General features: G+C 47.6%; 14 protein-coding genes. 6 read left to right on the forward strand and 8 right to left on the reverse strand.

Going from position 1 to position 20018, the window contains the following annotated elements:
• Positions 1 to 49 precede the first annotated feature (49 nt).
• The 5 genes from alr to OXH39_22820 all read right to left on the reverse strand — a co-directional run bounded on the left by alr (position 50) and on the right by OXH39_22820 (position 4826).
• Positions 50 to 1141, reverse strand: a complete 1092-nt coding sequence (gene alr / locus OXH39_22800; protein MCY3553301.1) for an alanine racemase — start codon at positions 1139 to 1141, stop codon at positions 50 to 52.
• A 93-nt stretch (positions 1142 to 1234) separates the two neighbouring features.
• Positions 1235 to 2023 carry an ABC transporter permease gene (locus OXH39_22805; protein MCY3553302.1) on the reverse strand — a complete coding sequence of 263 codons (789 nt, stop codon included), beginning with the start codon at positions 2021 to 2023 and terminating at the stop codon, positions 1235 to 1237.
• A gap of 27 nt (positions 2024 to 2050) precedes the next feature.
• Entirely contained in the window at positions 2051 to 2899 is an 849-nt protein-coding gene (locus OXH39_22810) for an ABC transporter permease (GenBank protein MCY3553303.1), read from the reverse strand.
• A gap of 90 nt (positions 2900 to 2989) precedes the next feature.
• Positions 2990 to 4153, reverse strand: coding sequence for a hypothetical protein (locus OXH39_22815; protein ID MCY3553304.1), 1164 nt, complete (start codon positions 4151 to 4153; stop codon positions 2990 to 2992).
• A gap of 439 nt (positions 4154 to 4592) precedes the next feature.
• Positions 4593 to 4826: a hypothetical protein gene (locus tag OXH39_22820; protein ID MCY3553305.1), complete on the reverse strand. Its 234-nt coding sequence runs from the start codon at positions 4824 to 4826 to the stop codon at positions 4593 to 4595.
• Between the two features lie 388 nt (positions 4827 to 5214).
• Here OXH39_22820 and OXH39_22825 point away from each other — a divergent pair, with 388 nt between their 5' ends.
• The 3 genes from OXH39_22825 to OXH39_22835 all read left to right on the forward strand — a co-directional run bounded on the left by OXH39_22825 (position 5215) and on the right by OXH39_22835 (position 9457).
• Positions 5215 to 5436 carry a hypothetical protein gene (locus OXH39_22825; protein MCY3553306.1) on the forward strand — a complete coding sequence of 74 codons (222 nt, stop codon included), beginning with the start codon at positions 5215 to 5217 and terminating at the stop codon, positions 5434 to 5436.
• A 221-nt stretch (positions 5437 to 5657) separates the two neighbouring features.
• Positions 5658 to 5921, forward strand: coding sequence for a hypothetical protein (locus OXH39_22830; GenBank protein ID MCY3553307.1), 264 nt, complete (start codon positions 5658 to 5660; stop codon positions 5919 to 5921).
• Entirely contained in the window at positions 5918 to 9457 is a 3540-nt protein-coding gene (locus OXH39_22835) for an FG-GAP-like repeat-containing protein (protein MCY3553308.1), read from the forward strand. Before OXH39_22830 ends, OXH39_22835 begins: the two co-directional genes overlap by 4 nt.
• Before the next feature lie 34 nt (positions 9458 to 9491).
• Here the strand turns inward: OXH39_22835 and OXH39_22840 are convergent, their stop codons facing one another.
• Entirely contained in the window at positions 9492 to 10676 is a 1185-nt protein-coding gene (locus OXH39_22840; protein MCY3553309.1) for an MFS transporter, read from the reverse strand.
• A 310-nt stretch (positions 10677 to 10986) separates the two neighbouring features.
• Between OXH39_22840 and dnaE the strand changes: the two genes are divergently transcribed.
• Together dnaE and OXH39_22850 are read left to right on the forward strand one after the other, a co-directional pair.
• Positions 10987 to 14508 (forward strand): DNA polymerase III subunit alpha, encoded by a 3522-nt coding sequence (gene dnaE, locus OXH39_22845; protein ID MCY3553310.1) that lies wholly within the window; start codon positions 10987 to 10989, stop codon positions 14506 to 14508.
• 52 nt (positions 14509 to 14560) lie between these two features.
• Positions 14561 to 15382, forward strand: coding sequence for an aldo/keto reductase (locus tag OXH39_22850; protein MCY3553311.1), 822 nt, complete (start codon positions 14561 to 14563; stop codon positions 15380 to 15382).
• Positions 15383 to 15497: 115 nt separating this feature from the next.
• On the opposite strand, the gene OXH39_22855 is transcribed toward OXH39_22850, so the two are convergent.
• Positions 15498 to 16355 (reverse strand): energy-coupling factor transporter transmembrane component T, encoded by an 858-nt coding sequence (locus tag OXH39_22855; GenBank protein ID MCY3553312.1) that lies wholly within the window; start codon positions 16353 to 16355, stop codon positions 15498 to 15500.
• Between the two features lie 315 nt (positions 16356 to 16670).
• Between OXH39_22855 and OXH39_22860 the strand changes: the two genes are divergently transcribed.
• Positions 16671 to 17012, forward strand: a complete 342-nt coding sequence (locus OXH39_22860; protein MCY3553313.1) for an STAS domain-containing protein — start codon at positions 16671 to 16673, stop codon at positions 17010 to 17012.
• Between the two features lie 116 nt (positions 17013 to 17128).
• On the opposite strand, the gene OXH39_22865 is transcribed toward OXH39_22860, so the two are convergent.
• Positions 17129 to 19867 carry a DUF5695 domain-containing protein gene (locus tag OXH39_22865; GenBank protein MCY3553314.1) on the reverse strand — a complete coding sequence of 913 codons (2739 nt, stop codon included), beginning with the start codon at positions 19865 to 19867 and terminating at the stop codon, positions 17129 to 17131.
• Between the last annotated feature and the right edge of the window lie 151 nt (positions 19868 to 20018).

A 20018-nucleotide genomic window follows, 5' to 3' on the forward strand; every position in this document is an offset into this window, starting at 1 on the left:
GGTCCCTGTGAGTTTGCGGGCAGCCACAAGGGCTGCCCCTACAAGATGTCTACTTGTTTTTATAATTCGATGGAAGAAAGGTTCGATTTACGCGTGTGCCTATCTGTGTTAAGATTTCATACGAAATTGTTCCAGCACGGTGCGCAACTTCATCAACAGTGATTTCCGCATCCCCTTGGCTTCCTATCAGCACCACTTCATCGCCAACCGACACGTTATCTTCGGGTTGGAGTTGTACCACGCTCACGTCCATGCAAACCCTTCCGATAATCGGACGGCGTTTCCCACCAACCAACACCTCACCACTGTTGGAAAGCACACGAGGATAGCCATCGCCGTAGCCTACTTGCACCATCGCTACGCGGGTTTGTTGTGGTGCCTTATAGGTTAATCCGTAACTTACACCTTCCCCCTCTGAGATAGCCTCTATCCAACCGACACGCGTTTTCCATGTAAGTGCCGGTTTTAACGGGATAGGTTTTTCAGCTGCCGGGTAGATACCATACAGACTCAAACCCGGACGCACGGCATCAAAATACGACTCAGGAACTGAAAGTGCCGCTGCACTGTTCGCTGCGTGAATCATCTTTCCACTAACGTGCACAAGGACAGACAAAAACCGCTTTAGCTGCGCCGATACAAAACTTTTATCCGCCTCGTCCGCCGTAGCAAAATGTGTGAACAACCCCTCAACTTCAAGCCGATGTAGCGTTTTCAGTTTGCTCAGAAACGCCATCGCTTCCGTATAACACACACCGCTCCGATTCATACCGGTATTGACGTTGACATGAACCTTTACAGAACCAACCTCATGCAATGCCTTTGCAAACTCCCAATCACCTATTGTCGGTGTCAATCCATATTCAACGATTGGTGCCGCCTGCACAGGCAAAGAACTAAACAGAACCAGAATCGGTTTGTGGATATCCGCTTGACGTAGCGTAATCCCTTCCTCAACCGTTGCGACAGCGAACATATCAGCGGTTGCGTCCAATACCTCTGTGACACGAACCGCACCGTGCCCATAAGCATCCGCTTTTATGACTGCTATCAACTTTTTCCTGGTATGTCCCTTGATTGCTTCAGCATTGTGTTGGATTGCTTGCAGATTGATTTCTGTGTGTGTTCGGAAGTAATGCATGTCGTCTTTTTTAACCTTACAGCGTCAACAGGAAAATTATACCACAACCGACACAAATTTGCGAGGTGTTTTACGCCTCAGCTGTTAGACACGCTATTGTGCATCCTGTTTTTGAGGGGTTGTAGCACTGCCTTGAAACCATGAAAACAGCAGAATAAATACGATTGAATTCGCCAATAGCATCGTCGAGATCGCGTTGATTTTTGGCGTGATACCGAACTTCAGCAGCGAATAGATATGCACGGACAGTGTCGTATAACCGACACCAGCGGTGAAGAACGTGATAACAAAGTCATCTATAGAAAGCGTGAAGGCAAGCAACGCGCCGCCGATAATTCCGGGGGCGATGAGAGGGAGCGTTATCCGCCAAAACGTCTGCCACTCATTCGCGCCAAGATCGCGAGCCGCCTCTTCTAAGGTATTATCATAGCCTTGGAGGCGTGCTCGCACGACAATAGTAACGTACGCTATGTTGAAAACGCCGTGTGCGATAATCACAGTGATTAAACCCAATGGAATACGGGCTTGCACATAGAAGGTCAATAACGCAATCGCCAGTACGATGTCTGGAATGATAATCGGAAGATAGAGGCATCGCACGAGCGCGGTTCGGAAACGGAACCTATATCGTTCTATCGCGAGCGCAGCTGCTGTTCCAATAACGGTAGCGATAACAGTGGCAACACCTGCTACCATAAGGCTATTTCTACAAGCACGCCATAGTGCGTCATCTTCAAACAACTTCGCATACCAGCCGAATGTGAATCCTTCCCAAACGGAGATCTGTTCGCCGCTGTTGAATGAGAACACCACGACCGCTAAGATTGGGACATAGAGGAATAAAAAAACTAATCCTATGTTGGCTTCAAGAACTCGCTTCATTTTTTAATTTTGCCCTAACGGGAGCAGTCAGGTTGAATTAGGTTCATCCTGTTGTAAAGCACGGAAGTACAGGACTGTACCGACCAGAACTATACCCATCAACATAAATGAGAGTGCAGAGCCAAAGGGCCAATCCCGCGCCGTTTTGAATTGTCGTTCAATCACATTACCGATATAACTCACTTTTCCGCCACCGAGGAGGTCTGGCGTTAGGAACGCACCTACCGTCGGGATAAAAACCAACATAGATCCGGCAAGGATACCGGGGAGGCTGAGTGGCACCGTTACATGCCAAAATGCACGCCGCGGAGAGGCACCTAAATCTTGCGCGGCTTCAAGTAAGGACATATCCAATTGCTCCAGTGCTGCATACAAAGGGAGTATCATAAACGGTAGGTATCCGTAAACAAGCCCTATCTGTACGGCGAGTGGCGTGTTTAGCAGTTCCAATGGACTCCAGTTAGGAAATACTGATCCCAAAAGGCTGTTCATGAGTCCTTCGGTGCGTAAAATCAGTATCCACGCATAAGTTCGGATAAGGAAGTTCGTCCAGAACGGAACGACAACGAGTAGTAGTAAGATACTTCGGTGTTTCGGTTTATAGCGTGCCAGATAATAGGCAAATGGATAGCCGAGCAACAGGCAGATCGCAGTACAGACCAGAGCAGTGGACACTGATCTCCAGAGGATACCGAGGTATAGTCCATCAAACAGGCGTTGATAGTTTTCAAGTGTGAAATGCCATCGGACTCCGCCGTACGTCCCGCGTTCCAGAAAACTGTAAATGAACACTGACACGAGCGGGAGCAGGAAGAAGCAGATAAGCCAGAATACAACAGGGAAGAGGAGTATCAAGAGGTGGTAATTACGACGCATATTTGTTATTGAATTTGAAGTGCCGTTTCGGTTCTTCAAATGGACTGTTGATAACAGGGTTGTCTATGTTAACTTTTGCCATTATCGCTCCTATTCATCTTCGATCTTCATCATGTTTTGCACGTTCTTAATCGCTTTGTAGATGAGTCTCTTGTCCTGATCAAGTTCGTTTGCGATTTTATGGAACACTGTTGCTGTGTCGGTGTTCCCGTCGAAACCCTGCATCACCATGAGCTCCCAGATTTTCTTTTGGGTATCCGCAGCATTCTTAGCTATGTTAAGCATCTGTTCAATTTGTCCGATCGAGATGGTGATTTGGTGGATCGGGTAATCTTCATTTAATATCGCAATAATTTCATCAAGTTCGGGGTTCTCCCAATTTTCAAAAGCTTTCAGGATGGTCGCCCAAACCACAGTGGCACTCAGCTGCGTTTGCGTCTGTGTCCAATGTACTTGCTCGATTCGGTGAGGTTTGCACTTATACATACGGATTTCAGGAGTATCTTTTACTCTTACATACCAGATGCTGCCTTCCTCGCCTCTAAATATAGGGGCTTGACTCTCATTTAAACCGATGAACTCCAGTCGCCTATCAAGGTCTTGCTGCTCTTGCTCATAGTGCCACACATAGTCTTTTTCAACGGTGCCGAGTTGTGCTGCTTTCGGGATATCGCCCGCCTCAAGATCAGTATTCATCACAATTTGCCCCTGCATCCCGTGCAGTCCGAACAATAACACAATATCCAACTTGACATCCTCGTATTGGATCGTATGTGGGTTATCCGACCCATAGAGCTCGAAACTGAAACCTGTGACATCGGGGTTCAGTTTGAACAATTCGGTGATCTGTGGGTATTTGCGAAGGATATACCGCCACATCGTTATGTAGCGACCCCGCAAAAATGGGAACAAGCGCACCTTAAACGTGATGTATTCCGCCCTGTTATTTCTGTAACGGTACATAAAAATGTTGGTACCGTCGTATTTACGGAAGCGGTAAATCCGTTCCGCGCTCGGAAACCGGTAATTATGCCCTAATCCGAAGGGGTAAGCAATTTTCGGTGTGCCAAAGATTTGAGGCTGATCGACAGATTCGCCATTGATCTTTTTTATCTTCAACGAGCCGTAGCACGCTCTATTAAAGCTGATTTGCCCCTCAACACGGTTTTGAGGATTAAACGGGTCTGTCGCGCTAAATTCAGAGTAATCCGAATCTAAAACTTGCTGTCCGTTTTTTATTTTCTGCTGCTCCATTGCGGACCTCCAAGGGGTCCAGTGATAGGGTCATTCAATTCTCGGTTTTGATTTTGGTTTTTGTTGACAGATGTTAACGTTTTTTCGTCCGATCGCGAGCACAGCTCGCTCCTACAAGGGAATTATATTCGTATAGGTAAAGTAAATGTTTAAAATTGAATGACCCTGGGTCCAGTGAGTTGTCCTTTTTCAAATTAAAGGCAAATTCAGTTCGTAGTAGGGCAATTCATTGCCCGTTCCTAGGCGGTTCTCACTGCGTAGCAGTGCGATAAATCGCACTGCTACGAACTAATCTATTTATGATTTAAATGAGTTGCCCATTCTAAACTTACTGCCTGTTCGCGGTAGCCCAGTTCGTTGTGCTCTACACCTCATTTTCAGGTGGACAGAGAAAGTCAATCTGCAAGCCTTCTCGTTCAAATGCCTTTCGGAACGGTTCCTATCTTGTATCTAATGCCTGCAAGATAGTTGCTTTTCTATGATGGTCCCGCTCATAGGCCATAGCAACCGCAATAAATTTTCTATCAGCTACGTCAAAATCGATTAATGCTTCGGTGGTTGAAAACTCCTCAAAATCCGTTTCACTGTCTTCGGCAAACCCGCTCAATTCTTGTGTCGGATTGTTCGGAAGTTTATCAGGGTGTTCATAATGGTCAATTGGTTTTTTCGGCATAGAATCTCCTCCTCTGCTAAACGTTGCCTGCCTAATGTTATACATATTATCACAAATACCAAATCCTTGCAACCAAGGTTGTTAAGTGCAGGTATGTAAATATCTTGACATTCAGATTAGGTTGAACGGAGATAGAAAAACACCCATGAAACCAGAAAACGCATTGAAACCAATCAAAAATCAGCAAAACCCAACTTTATGACTAAATTTGTTTTAACTTTACTAATGTTGATATATATGCTATAATATACACATAATGTATTTGAAACGTTAGCACACAGCAGACCACCTCTGCAGAACCCAACACGATTCTTCAAACACTTCTCATTGAAACTAAACTTCTATAGGTGTTATGCCTAACGCTTCAGAAAATCTCAGGAGATAAAAAATGAAAACACTGAAAACTTCAAAAAAGGACAAAGAAGGGTTCGCACAACCCCGCGGCGAGACACGCAGAAAAATCTTCACAGGCAATATCTCCATCTTCCTTAACGATGCTTTTTATCAATCAACTCGGCACAAAAAGGACGATTTAGGAGAAGAAAGGAGAAGAATTTTGATTATCTCGAAATTGACAGATAAATCAGTTGCCATGCGGTCTGGAACATGATCGTAAGGTTTTTGTAGGCGCAGAAATTTCTTCTCCCGATCCGAGAGGCTTTGATATATTTGATAAGCCTCATCAACGACTGACAACTAAAAGCTGACTAACTATTGGTAACTGATCTATTTTCATTTGATTACAAACAGAAAATGAGATAAACTATTTTTTATATTTGCTTTGATGTGCGCAATTATAAAAAGTTACAGCATCAATAGAGGAGACAAACCTTGGAAAAGATACGTGAACTGATTTCGCTGTTGGAATCTGGGATTGAGGACTACGATGCCCAGATGAAGATTTTACAGACAGAACGCTTAAAGTATATTCGACTTTCCATGACAAATGGATTCGGCGAGGAGGAAGGCGATTCTAAGCAATCGTGGCTTCTCCACCTCAAACAACTTGAAGACTCACTCAAGCTTCGGCAGAACAGTATACAACAAGCAGTCCGAGAAGCCGCAGACGATATTCAGAAAGAGGAAAATGCATGAGATTTAGATTCGCGTCTCCTGATATAAGAAAATGTGTAGTATGTGCGCTGCTCCTAATGTGCTTTTTGGCTATCTGGACAGCGGATGCACAGGAAACAAATAGCAGCCAAATTATTGAAAAGGCGATCCAACAGCAAAATTTGGGGTTGGCTTATCTCGAAGAATCACAACCCTCAAAGGCAGTCGAAGCGTTTACAGCACTTATTGAACTTCTCCCCAATGAAGCGATCGGTTATGGCAATCTTGCTGTCGCATACTTGCGCTTACAACAAGCGGATACTGCTGAAGAGTGGGTCAAGCGCGGCATCGCTGTTGCACCGATGGACAGCCAGTTACATTTCATTCTGTCTGAGGTCTATCAACTACAAGCCGGAAAGCGTGATTTAGCCGTAGAGGCGATGAAGGAAGCCGTGCGGTTAGCACCCGATGAGTTGGAGTTTCGTTACAAACTGGTTCGCCACTATAGCGCACAGCGGAACGATCCAGAAGCGCAGCGGGAAGCAGCTCGACATCTACAGGAACTTCACGCCCGTTCACCGGTAAATGTTGTTGTGCTATTGAAGTTGTCACAAGCCTTGTTAGCTCAGGAGCAATTGGAAGCCGCTGGAAAACTCTGTCAGGAATTGATGCTCCTTTTAGGCGATACCGATCCAGAAAAACTCAAATACCTTACACAAGGAATAGACGCAATAGAACAGGGTGCCCTGAAGATTGCTACGCGGAACATGAAAATTTTTGAGAACGTCCATCGGGCAAGTCCTCGCTATCAGCAAGGCATTGGTGAGTTGGTAACCGACATCCTTGGGCATCCGATAGAGTCGTTTGCTCCGGGGTTTCAGGCTCGGATCACTGCCAAACAAGACGCGCCGATTACGGTGGATTTTGTGGATGTCACCGAGCAAATCGGACTTGCCGACGTAGAAGGCGTGCATACAAGTTCCACAGATGTTTCGCTGATTGACTACAATGGCGATGGAAATTTGGACCTCTATACAACACTAAACGGGATGCTCTTTCAGAATATAGGTGGGACGTTTGTCGCTGTTCAGCAGGTTCAAGAAATATTAGAGCAACAGGCTTTACAACCGCATACCGCTGCATTCGCAGACCTGGACAAAGATGGGACACAAGAATTTCTACTGCAAACTCGTGAAGGGATAGTGTCCCTCCAAATGGATGCAGATGGGAATTGGGGAACATCACCTCTCGTCCAACATCAGAAGCCAGAATTCGAGACCGGTGTGCTTCTCCCTGTTGATTTCGACCATGACGGCGATCTTGATCTCTTTTCAGGACGAACCGACATCACGATGTATCGGAATAACGGCAATGGTGTGTTCATAGACGTTAGCGAGCAAACCTTTGTAACAACGGACGCAGATGACGCGTCTCCGGTGCAACGGACGCTTACTGGAGCACTCTCCGCCGATTTTGATGACGACGGAGATATAGATATTTTTGTTACGCATAGCAAAACGGGATGCACTCTCTTCGATAATCTCCGTCAAGGAAAACTCCGTGCGGTTTCGGGTGAAACGGGGATTCCGCAGGATGTGCGTTATACCACAGCTACTGCCGGTGATTATGACAATGATGGCGATCTCGACCTGTTCTTGGCTACAGCAGATTTTACCTATCTCTACCTTAATAAAGGGGATGGGAGTTTTGTCAGCGAGCCGGATTTGCCGACAAGTGTGCAAGATCTTCCACCTGCTCTATTGAAAAACATTGACTACGATAACGATGGATTTGTTGACGTATGGGTTAGCGGGCAAGATGGAATGTTCCTGTTTCGGAACGGTGGTAGTATGGCAATGTTTGACGAACCCTATCCGTTGATAGGATCAATCACTCCTACGAGTGGTGCACTTCTCCTGAGTGCTAAGGCTGGAACTGTTGGTGATTATGACAACGATGGCGATCTCGACCTCTTTTTCATCAATGATGAAGGACAGCTACGAACACTGCAAAACGAGGGCGGAAATGAGAACAACTGGATACAGGTGCGATTAGAGGGTATCACTACAGGAAACAATAAGGTCAATAGAGATGGTATCGGCTCGAAATTAGAGGTGAAAGTTGGTAGTCTGTATCAGCTGCGATATGTGACGGGACAAGTATCCCATTTCGGGTTGGGGGCATTTGATGCTGCGGATGTTGTTCGCGTCGTCTGGACGAACGGTGTGCCACAGAACGTTGTCCAACCACAAGCGAAACAGCGTATTTTGGAAAAACAGGTATTGAAAGGATCCTGCCCGTTCCTCTATGTATACGACGGGAAACAGTACCAATTTGTCACCGATCTGCTCTGGCGGGCACCTTTGGGACTCGTCACCTCAATGGGTTTTGTCGCACCCGATGAAACAAAAGATTTTGTGAAAATCTCAGGGACGCAGATACAACCAAAATCAGGTAAATACTCCATTCAGATTACAGAGGAATTGTGGGAAACCGCTTATTTTGATGAAGTCAAACTCATAGCCGTTGATCATCCAGCGGGCACCGAGATTTTCGTGAATGAGCAGTATACGCCGCCACCTTTCGCGGAGTTCAAGGTTTACGGTGTTGCCGAGAAACTATTCCCAACATCTGCTGTCAATCACCGTGGTGAAGATGTATCCGATGCCCTGAAAAGGTTCGATTACCACTATGCTGTTGAACACGCACCCGGTCCCTATCAAGGCGTTGTTGAACCACACGCGATTGTCCTTGACCTCGGTGATGTTCCCAATGACATGCTTGTGACGCTATTTCTTAGCGGATGGATTTTTCCGACGGATACCAGCATTAATGTCGCGCTGTTCCAGAATCCTGAAATTAATCCCAGTTTTCCATCAGTTGCAGTAAAGGACAAAGCAGGAGCGTGGCAAACCGTTATTGATATGATCGGGCTGCCTGCTGGTAAGAACAAGACGATTACCGTCGATCTGACAGGCAAATTTCTGTCGGATGATCGGCATGTTCGGATCGAAACCGATATACAGATCTATTGGGATGCCGCATTTTTTACCGTCGGGACACAAGACGTACCCATAGAGATGACGACGCTGAATCCAGACAGTGCAGATTTGCACTACCGAGGTTTCTCCGAGATGTATCGTCCGAATCCACACGCCCCTCATCTGTTCGATTACCAAAAGGTGACAACCGAGGCACAGTGGCGTGACCTCGCTGGGTATTACACCCGTTATGGCGATGTCAATCCGTTATTGCAAGAGGTGGACGATATGTACGTTATTCTCAACGCCGGGGACGAAATCACGGTAGAATTTGAAGCGTCGCGCTTACCAACATTGAAAGCGGGATGGGTGCGAGATTTTATTCTCTATAGCGACGGATGGGACAAAGATGGCGACATCAATACGCTCACATCACAAACGGTTGAACCGCTGCCGTTTCATGGGATGTCTGCCTATCCGTATCCTGAAACTGAGCATTATCCAGATGACGAGGCACATCGGCAGTATCGGCTTGAATACAACACACGACGCGTCGAACATCGTTTACCGCCTTTGGACCCTGATACGAGAAAATAGAATAGTGCACCCACATGACACTTGATTCCGATTATCATGATGGGTGTACGATTTTATCGCCAATGCGTCGTAGAGGGATATACAGACAGAGCGTTGCAATGACCAGGATACCAGCCAACACTGCGTAAGGATAGGCTTCCTTAGCATAGAGCCACCCGCCGAGCAGCGGTCCCAAAATGCGTCCTAAACTTAAAAAAGCATCCATAATACCGATAGCCGCACCTTGACCAATCTGGGTCTGCTTGGAAATCCATGATGTATTCGTCGGACGGATCAACTGATTACCGATACCAGCGATGGTAAGATACAAAGTCAGCGATGGGAAAGAATAAGCTGCGAGCAGTAGCACGATACCGAGCGCGTTGAGCAGCAATCCGGTAAGAATAATCCGCCGCTCGCCAAACTTATTAATTAATTTTCCAAGCAATCCACCCTGCAATGGCACAACAATCGCGCCCATGACCATAAACATCCACCCCATCTCCCGTTCTCCATAGTCCCAACCCGCTTCGATGAACAGCGGAAACGTCATCTCCAATCCTGCGAAGCTGAAGGTTGAGAAAAACGCCACAAGAAACAGGGGTGTAAGCGGCGATCTCAAAGTCGTCTGACGAAAGATTTCACGCGGAGAGACCCATTCATGCCGATCTTCGAGTTCCTCACCTGTGAGACCTTTCCGAAGCGATTCTGGAAGTAAAACGAATGCAAAGAGAAACGTAAGTAGCGACAGACCGCCTGCGACAAAGAACGGCATATTGTGACTTCCCATGATACCGCCAATTGCCGGCCCGAGAATGAAACCGAGCCCCATCGCCGCGCCCATTAACCCCATGCCTCTGCCACGTTCCTCCGTTGTAGTAACGTCGGCAACGTAAGCCATTACACTCGGCAGCACCGCCGCTGAAGCGATACCCGCCGCACCGCGGGCAATCAAGAGCCATATATAGGCTTTCGCCAGTCCGAAGCCGACTAAGGCGGCAGCGTTCCCAAGCAATCCGATCAGAATCAAAGGTTTTCTGCCGTGTTTGTCCGATAATCTACCCCAGAGTGGTGCAAACAGTAGTTGCATGCCGGAATAGATAGACATTAATATAGCAATTTCAGTGGTGGTTGCCCCAATATCTTTGGCGTAATAAGCGAGGTTCGGAATGATGATGCCAAACCCAAGCATCACAAAAAATAGGGTTAGGAACAGTAGGAGAAGTTTCGGTTTGTCCATCTAATTGAACGCGAAAATTCGCGATGAAAAATACGTGTCCTTTCCAATTGATAGGTATGATTGGGGAGCAGTTTATAAAAAATAATATCCTTTATTATAGCAAGTTTGAGACAGGTATGTCAATCTAAAAACCAGATTTACATATAATTTCGCCGCGTTAAATAGCAGAATTTCTCCGCGAAAAAGGAGAATTAGAAATGCGTTCACTGGAAAATTTATTATGGTAATTTTAGAATATTTCTGATATTATTAAAGAAGATTTCATAGTTCTTAATTCATTCAGCAATCACACTTAAAAATTGGAGGACGGATGGCATCCGAATTTGTTCATCTACACAATCATAGCGAGTACAGCATGCTTGACGGCGCGTGCCGTATTGAGGACATGGTCAATTGGGCAGTCGAAAACAGTGCCCCCGCTGTCGCACTCACTGACCACGGCAACATGTTCGGCGCATGGGAATTATACAGTAAAGCGAAAGAGGCGGGTGTCAACCCAATTGTCGGTTGTGAGGCGTATGTCGCACCCGGTGACCGGAAAACGCGCGGGAAGGAACAGGGCGGTCCTTATCACCTTACACTGCTCGCAGAGGATGCAACCGGTTATCACAATCTCCTGAAATTGATATCGCTTGGGTATACAGAGGGATTCTACAGCAAACCTCGCATTGATATGGAAATCCTGCGCGAATACCGTGATGGCATCATCGCGCTGACAGGATGTATCCAAGGACAGGTGCCGCAACTCCTCTGCTCAAGTCGCCGAGAAGAAGGCATCCAACACTTCAAGACGCTGATGGAGATAATGGGAGAACGGAATCTCTACGTTGAGGTTCAGAACCATTATATTGACAAGGAGCAGGAGGCATATCCGATAATGGTGCAGTTGGCGAAAGAATTTAACCTTCCGCTCGTCGGCACAAACGATTGCCACTACCTCCGCAAATCCGACCACGGGATGCACGATGTCCTCCTTTGTATCCAGACAAAGAAAACTGTCAACGACCAGCAACGGCTGCGGTTCGACAACCATTTCTACTTTAAAAACGTTGACGAGATGCGGGAGGTGCTTAAGGCTTATCCACCGGAAGCCATCGCGAATACGCTTGAAATAGCCAATCGGTGTAAACTTGAGCTTGATTATGGTGAGAGTGTGATGCCGAAATATGAGGTACCTGAAGGACATACAAATGACAGTTATCTCAGAGAGTTGTGTTGCCAAGGCTTGCGCGAAAAGTGTGGGGAACTTTCTGAAGAAATTCAGCAGCGACTTGATTACGAACTGGATATTATTAACAAAACAGGTTACCCCGGCTACTTCCTCATTGTGTGGGATTACGTTAAATACGCACATAAACAGGGGTATCCGCTCTCTGCACGCGGCTCTGCCGCCAGTAGTCTTGTGTTGTATGCGCTCGATGTGATTACCTTCAACCCGATGGACTATGATTGTCTCTTTGAAAGGTTTCTGAACCTTGAGCGTATCAGTCCTCCCGATATTGATATTGATTTCTCCGACCGGGCGCGAGAACATGTTATCGATTATCTCGTTAAAAAATACGGTGAGGATTCTGTCGGTAAAGTCGCGACCTTTGCCACACTGGGTGCCAAAGCTGCGATCAAAGATGTCGGGCGCGCACTTGAAGTGCCTCTTGAGGATGTGGCAAAGTTGACGGAACTTATTCCGTCCATTCCAGGCATAACGCTTGATGAAGTTTTGAAAGATGTACCAGAATTTCAGGCACTCGCTGAACGTCCTGAAAATAGGGAGTTGATGGATCTCAGCAAAGCCGTTGAAGGAACCAAACGGCACGTCTCCTGTCATGCCTCTGCGATTGTTGTCTCAAACGGTCCGTTGACAAATTACGTCCCGTTATTCAAAGATAAACACGACCAAGTTGCATCGCAGTTTGAAGGAAAAACAGTTGAAGGTGTCGGTATTGTCAAGTTCGATTCCCTCGGTCTACGAAGCCTCACTGAGACATACGACTGCCTACAGATGATTAAGACAAATCACGGCAAGGACATTAAACTGGAAGAGATCCCCTTTGATGATAAGAAAACCTACTCGCTTATCAGTGAAGGACTCATCGCCGGTTTATTCCAATTAGAAGGCTCCGCCGGTATGTATCGAGTTGTTATGCAGCTCAAACCGGATAACTTTGAAGAGTTCTCCGCAATCCCCGCGCTCTATCGTCCCGGACCGATAGAAAGCGGTATGATGCAACAATTTATAGACCGAAAGAACGGATTGCAAAAAGTCGAGTATCTGCATGAGTCGCTTGAAAATGCCCTCAAAAACACCTACGGTGTGTGTATCTATCAGGAGCAAGTGATGCAAATCGCACGCGATATGGCAGGCTTTACGCTCGGTGAAGCAGATATCCTTCGCGATGCGATGGGAAAGAAGAAAGTAGATTTGCTCAAGGAGCAGCGCCCAAAATTCATCAAAGGCGCGACCCAAAAAGGAATCCACGCCGAGGAGGCAGCGGAGATATACGACCTACTTGAACCCTTCGGCGGTTATGCTTTCAACAAGTCCCACACCGTTGCTTACTCTATGTTAGCGTACCACATGGCGTATCTGAAAACCTATTACCCACACGAATTTATGGCAGCAATGATGACGGGAGAGGCAGGTGATTCAGGGAAAGTTACCCGTTACCGCGCCGAATGCAAAAAACTTGCTGACTTTTTGGATGTGGAAATCAATCTACTTCCACCAGATGTCAACAGCAGCAGAAGAGAATTCATGGTAGATGGCACCGATATCTGTTTCGGGCTTGTTGCTGTAAAAGGTGTCGGTGATGGCGCGATAGATTCAATTGTGGAGGCACGGGAACAAGGCGGTTCGTTCACATCGCTACAGGATTTCTGCGAGCGCGTGGATACAAAACAGGTCAATAAACGTGCTGTCGAAAGCCTGATTCTGAGCGGTGCATTTGATTCGCTTGAAGGACATCGAGCGCAATACCTCGCGAGTTTAGAGAATATCATGAAAGCAGCACAGAACGCCCAAGCGGAACGCGATCGTGGACAGATAAGCTTTTTTGGGGATGGCGAAGAAGCACCGGCGGCAACGGTAGCACTCGTGGCAGCACCGGAATTGGACCCGTTAGAACGGCTTATGCGAGAGAAGGAGCAGCTCGGTTTCTACGTTTCCGGGCATCCGCTCGAAGAATATAGCGACATCATCGAAAACTACACGAGTGTAAGCACCCAAACCCTTAATGGACACCGTATTGACTCTGAGGTTGATGTGGCCGGTATGATCACAGAAGTGAATAATCACACCACGAAAAAAGGAGCGTCCATGGCGGTCATTGAATTGGAGGATTTGGAAAGTGCCGTAAAAGTCGTCGTTTTCCCAGAGGCATACAAAAACGCTGTTGAACTCGTAGAAGGAAAAGTGGTTTGGATTCGTGGAACCATCAAGCTTGATAACAGAAGTCGCAACAATTCTGATGAGGATACGCAAAATGAGGTGCGGCAGATCCAAGCGGACAAAATATTGGATATTGAGTCTGTCAGTGAGCAGCAGACATCTGCGCTTGAGGTAACGATTCCAGAATCTGACATCGAAAACACTAAGAAATTGGAAGCTCTTCAGGAAATTGCGCGTGCCAACCAAGGCGACCATGATCTGATTTTGCGCCTCATGAGTTCCCGTTACGGTGAAGTTATCGCGCGGTGTGCTCAGAAATACAATATTGCATATAAACCGCAAATTATTGAACAGGTTGAAGGGTTATTTGGTGCGGATTGCATCAAGCCGAGCAATCGCACAATACGCGGGAATAAGAGCCGTATTTCGCAGATGGATTATGTGTAACTTCCAGTAGATGCGCTTTGCATCAAATTGCATAGGAGAAGATTCACTTATTATGCAGTATCGCACACTCGGTAAAACAGGACTTAGCGTCTCAGAAATTGGATACGGTGGTGGCAGGGTTCGTCCAGAGCACGATGAGACATCGCTCGTTAAGATGCTCCATTACGCTATGGATTGTGGGCTTAACTATCTTGATACCGCACCTGATTATGGTGGGGGTTACAGTGAAACGATTATCGGCAAGGCAATTGCGGGACGGCGAGAATCGTGCATCGTTGCCACGAAGACGGAAGCTTATGACCCCGATGGTATTGCCACCGATGTGGAAGGGAGTCTGCAACGTCTCGGTACTGACTACATTGATGTCCTGCAGTTCCACGGTGGTTGGTTTTATACCGACGATGTTGACACGATTCTCAATAAAGGGGGGTTAGAGACGTATCTCAAACTGAAGGCGGACGGGAAAGTTCGTTTTATCGGTTTCTCTGCAGACGGTCCCTCAGGTGGGACAGAGCAATTTATTGCTACTGGTGAGTTTGACATGATGCAGATTCATTACAATCTGATGTATCAGAGCACCTGCGATGCGTTCGGTAGACGCGGAGTCATCCCCGATGCTGTTGCACAGGAGATGGGGATTGTGTTGATGCGTTCTACCACCAGCAATGCCTTCCAGAACCTCATGAAGCACTGCTTTCCCAACGAGATGGCGGATGTTGATGTAGATAGTTTCCTGCTCAACTATTCGCTCTCGAACCCGATGGTGAACGTTGCACTGATGAGCCTGCAAAGCATTGACGATGTGGATTGGACAAACGCTGTGTCGGACAATGTGGACGGACGGTTAGATTTGCGAGCGGTTCATAGGAGATAGTTTTCTGATCCACCGCAAAGGTCAATTACGTTTAGTCCCGATGCCGACTTATAGCCAGCATTTGAATCTCATTGAGCGATTATGACAGCTGACCACCGATAGCCAACAGCCAACTCTACAGAACCTCCCGCGTAAACGTATAGACCACCCGCAACCACGACGCATAATAGATACCGTTCGCATAGCAGAAATAGAGCAGCTTCAACCCCACAATACCAACTAAACAGACAGACAACACGGCGAGCAGCCCAAAATCCCATGCGCGCATCTTCAAAGCCCGCAAAGAGGTCCGTTGCACCGCCGCTTCCGGCGAAAACCCCCGGCTCTCAACAGACTCACCGAGATGCGTCGCGTGCCGGATATTCCCCGCCAAGATAGGTCGGAAACTATTGAGAACCCCCCGACAGGTCGCCAACAAATTCAATCGGAAATACCGGAACCCTCTGAGCCTTTGGGAACGGAAGACAGCCGCCGCCTCATTCGCAATCACCGGAATGAAATGCAGGGCAGTCGTCACCATAAAAGCGAGTGTCGCTGGCACACGTAACTGCGCTAAAGCGAGGAGCAGATCCCGCGGTTGCGTCGTCCAGACGATGAAACATCCGATCACAAGCGTCGTGTTGAAACGAAGGGATTGGACAATCCCGTGAAACAATCCCTCCCGATAGACACGGATACCGCCCGTCATCTTCCCGAAGATCGGGAATTCCGCTGGCACGAGCGTAAACAGTACTGTGCGCGGAAACTCGTTATAGAAGATCGCCTGACTGTAAATTAATCCCCACGTCGTAAAAAAGAGAAAGACGCAGAGCAACCCGATCTGCCGCCATGTCGGGACAGATAACGCCACAAGTGCGAGACTCCCCAAAAAACAGACGAACAGTGCCATTGGACTGTCCAGCAAAATGACGAGACATCCGCCTATCAGCATCATCAATATTTTCGTGCGGGGTTCCAGTTTAGTATTCTGCATCGTGCGATTCTTCTGTATCTACCTCCCTAACAAGTATAGCACCCTCATGCTCCATTTACCAATTAAAACTTCTCTTGCCCGCCTGATAAGGGGTTAAGTGGAAAAAGTTTCCAACCCCGACGGTTCCGTGCACCACCTTTTTCTGTAGGAGCGAACTCCGGACGGAATTTAATTTGACTGAAAAGCCAAATTTGAGTAAAATCGTTTATAGTAGGGCAAGTTTATGATAAAATAAATTGTGAATAATATGTCCTAACTCCAGTTTCTATGATTGAATCTATATTTTTGTTCAGGGTAAAACAAAAGGAGAAAATAATGGCAACAGAAATTCGTGAGCAAGACGGTGTTACGATTATAGAACCCAGCGGAAGGATAGTCGGATTAGCGGTATCAGAACTCCGGGAAACAATCTCGCAACAGATAGAGGCTGCTGATACACCGCGCATCCTCATTAATTTTTCGGATGTCAATCAGGTCGACAGTGGAGGACTCGGTGCCCTTATGGAGGCACGTGCCTTGGCAAACCAAAAGCAAGGACGCATCGGTGTCATCAATGTCGGGGAAAACATCAAAAACCTACTCGTTCTGAGCCGAATTGTAAGTCAGTTTGAGCATTTCGACAGCGAAGATGCTGCAGTCGCGGCACTCTCCGCATAAAACCTGACGTTCAATGTAAAAGGGGTTGGTCCCACCAACCCTTTTTTCATTGCATAGCACCTACTGATAACTGATAACTAATGTAGAAGATTGCTCCTCCAGAGGAGGCAAACCGTTTAACAAACCAACGTCACAACAATAAATTCCTGACCCTCCGCATAAGGCACGCCCCACTCAAGCTGCTCACCACACGTGACATGCCCCACACTACATTGGTAGGACCCCGCCGCCATCCCCCGAATAGAGATATGCGCACATTCCGTATGCTTGGACGGCTTCGATAAAACCAACTCCAACCGCCGCAAATCCTTCGTAAGTGTTACCTTCTCAATACGCGCCTTCAACGTCTCCAACTCCACGCCGAGCGGCACAAAAGATGCCCTAACACCCAACCCATCTTGTGGGACAAGCGTAAAATCGTTCGCCGTTTCTGCGACAGCGCACCCGTAGCCAATAAGCCCAAAATCCGGATCTTGAACGAGATAGGATTTCAGCATACTCAAGTTGCCGTAGAGTCCCATACCCACCTCACCAGAGAAGCAGCCGTTCCGATAGTAGTTATATTCCGGCGACCCTTTCTCCGGTGGATTGAACCGCCACTCCCGACCGTTGTACCCCTTACCCGACGGATCCACACAACTCCAGACCGCCAAAGTCGCGCCGTAAGCCTTCTGCAGGAAATGCAAATCACCCGTTTGCTCATATCTGTCGAACAGCGGACGCGCCAACAGCGGTGTCGGATAACACCCGATATACCGCATATTCGTGCAGTAGGAAAACCACATCGGTGTAGCGTCGCGACTTGCGAGGATTGTATCCACAGTCCGCTTCTTCAGCGATTCATCGTCGGCGACCTGCGCCAAGTAGTATAACGCCGCCTTTGAGGCGTGATCGAAACAATACTCCGATGCGAACGGATATTCCTCCTCAAGGAAAAACGGGAGACACCCCTCAATGGCATCTCGGAGCGTCTGGTGTTCGGCATCCATCCCCTCTATTTTCAACGATCTCAGTAGATGTGCCAGAATCGGTGACCCCATCGGTGCATGCGTTTTCGACATATTACCGCGATGGTAATCGATGTAATTCTTCGTCTCATAGACGCTCTCGTAGGTAGAATCGAGATAGGACGCGAGTGCCGTGTTATAGGCGAGGTCGAGATATTCCAATGGCTCACGGCTCGTTTGTACCCCGTGCAACTTAGTAATCCGATACATCTGATAATAGATGTTATAGACGTGCGGATAGTTATAGATACGCCAGACGTAATCCCACCGCCGCCACGAACCCTCCCTCAGCCCGATGAGTGAGTTCAACACCCGATAGTTGTCTTTGTCCTGCAGTTTGCCGTAAAGGAAATTCTCAATAAATTCATCCAAGGCGTGGATCTCCTGCTCGTCAGGATAATAAGCGTTTTTCCCAGCGAGGAATACGGGTGGTGCGAAACACCGGTCGTCGCTGCCCCCCATATCAATCGAACCACAGGGTGCCTCCTCTTCCACAATGAGCCTTTCAGCCTCGTTGTTCCAGATACGAAAACTATAGTGGCAGAGGTCGTCCGGATCCTCAACCCGCTGATTCTCGACGATGAATTTCGCACGCGCTTTCATCAAATCTTCTATCGCTGCAATCCCCTTGAACAGCAGGTGTGTCCAATCACCATTTCCGTAACGGATTTTCACCTTCTGCTCTCCCATCGAAGTGAGACGAACGGTATACGTATGGCGGTCACCCATCATTGCGACAGGTTCAACGTCGATGCCACCGTCCATCTCAATAGCCGTAATCCGTTTCTGGCACCGGAGCAGCAGATGCGCTGTCGTGTCAACAGGAAGCACCATTCCCGGCACAATCTTCACAGCGACCTTGCCTTGCTGATACAATGTCTCGTTGACATCGGCGTAGTCCTTAACACGACATAGCGTAAATGCGAAAGTCCGTTTTTCACTCGGAGCCAAAGTAAGCGATCGGTGTCCGTTATACCAAGGCTCAACTGCTGTCGCCTCGGAAAACAGATAAAACATGGAACCCTCACCCCTCATCATCTCGGTATTTGGGAACAATCCATACCCTGAAATTGCCTCAAATGCAGTGTCGCCCTGCGGAATAAAGAGCAAATGGTCGCCTTTGCCGCTTGCACGGGTTGCAAGGATATAGGATGAATGCCCGGAGACAAACGAACTCTCAATCACGCGTTGCTCAAAGACATACTTCGTAGACTCAACCGACCTGTGATTGAATCCCTGTTTCTCGTCGCCGATGTTGTAATTCGTATTCAGCGTGATCGGCAACCCCAACTCACCGACTTCGACCTGTGTCTGCGTCCTGTTCTCAAGCGTGATCGTCCACAGAATCGCATCGTCGTCAAATTCATAATGTTGCTCAATATCAAGATGTTGAAGTCCGCCTCGGTTGACAGAATCGCCGGCATAACGGGTCGTTATCGAATCATCGTCATAAGTCACTGTGCGGACATCGTCGCTGAGGAAGGTATGCATCGCGCGCCACGACTCTTCATCCGCAAGTCGCGCCTTCAGCACGACATCACCAGTCCAGCAGTGCATGGGGATCCGTTGTGCCTTTTCCGGGACGTGCCGTTGCTTCCACCAGATATTGAGGCGCGTGTTCTGCTCATTCCCAAAGAAGTTTGTGCCTTGCGCGTCTTCTGTCAGGTACAGACCTTTGATAACACCGCTCCGTCTGTCCACATCAAGGATGTAATGTTCATTTGTTAAACGGAGATAGGCATCGTGGGGAGTATAGCGTGCGTATCGGACCTGTAGCATAATATCCTGCTCACTTTCGGTTTTAACTTGAGAATACCCGCTCCGATAGAATCTGTCAAGAAAAAACAAATCTCCTGTAGAAAGTATCTCCGAATCCCGACGCTTCAATCTTCTTGTAGGATCGAGCTCCCGATTGCGAACCTACACAAATACTGCCCTTCCAAGATTAAAAACACCGAAATACAAACAGCCAGCAAAATTCGCGCAATCAGCGTAATCC

This window comes from Candidatus Poribacteria bacterium, assembly GCA_026702755.1.
Classification (GTDB): domain Bacteria; phylum Poribacteria; class WGA-4E; order WGA-4E; family WGA-3G; genus WGA-3G.

What these genes read in the sequence shown, in the direction of transcription:
- OXH39_22820 (MCY3553305.1), bottom strand. Translation starts at nt 4,826, where the DNA reads ATGCCGAAAAAACCAATTGACCATTATGAACACCCTGATAAACTTCCG.
- alr (MCY3553301.1), bottom strand. Translation starts at nt 1,141, where the DNA reads ATGCATTACTTCCGAACACACACAGAAATCAATCTGCAAGCAATCCAA.
- dnaE (MCY3553310.1), top strand. Translation starts at nt 10,987, where the DNA reads ATGGCATCCGAATTTGTTCATCTACACAATCATAGCGAGTACAGCATG.
- OXH39_22810 (MCY3553303.1), bottom strand. Translation starts at nt 2,899, where the DNA reads ATGCGTCGTAATTACCACCTCTTGATACTCCTCTTCCCTGTTGTATTC.
- OXH39_22805 (MCY3553302.1), bottom strand. Translation starts at nt 2,023, where the DNA reads ATGAAGCGAGTTCTTGAAGCCAACATAGGATTAGTTTTTTTATTCCTC.
- OXH39_22825 (MCY3553306.1), top strand. Translation starts at nt 5,215, where the DNA reads ATGAAAACACTGAAAACTTCAAAAAAGGACAAAGAAGGGTTCGCACAA.
- OXH39_22840 (MCY3553309.1), bottom strand. Translation starts at nt 10,676, where the DNA reads ATGGACAAACCGAAACTTCTCCTACTGTTCCTAACCCTATTTTTTGTG.
- OXH39_22835 (MCY3553308.1), top strand. Translation starts at nt 5,918, where the DNA reads ATGAGATTTAGATTCGCGTCTCCTGATATAAGAAAATGTGTAGTATGT.
- OXH39_22855 (MCY3553312.1), bottom strand. Translation starts at nt 16,355, where the DNA reads ATGCAGAATACTAAACTGGAACCCCGCACGAAAATATTGATGATGCTG.
- OXH39_22850 (MCY3553311.1), top strand. Translation starts at nt 14,561, where the DNA reads ATGCAGTATCGCACACTCGGTAAAACAGGACTTAGCGTCTCAGAAATT.
- OXH39_22815 (MCY3553304.1), bottom strand. Translation starts at nt 4,153, where the DNA reads ATGGAGCAGCAGAAAATAAAAAACGGACAGCAAGTTTTAGATTCGGAT.
- OXH39_22860 (MCY3553313.1), top strand. Translation starts at nt 16,671, where the DNA reads ATGGCAACAGAAATTCGTGAGCAAGACGGTGTTACGATTATAGAACCC.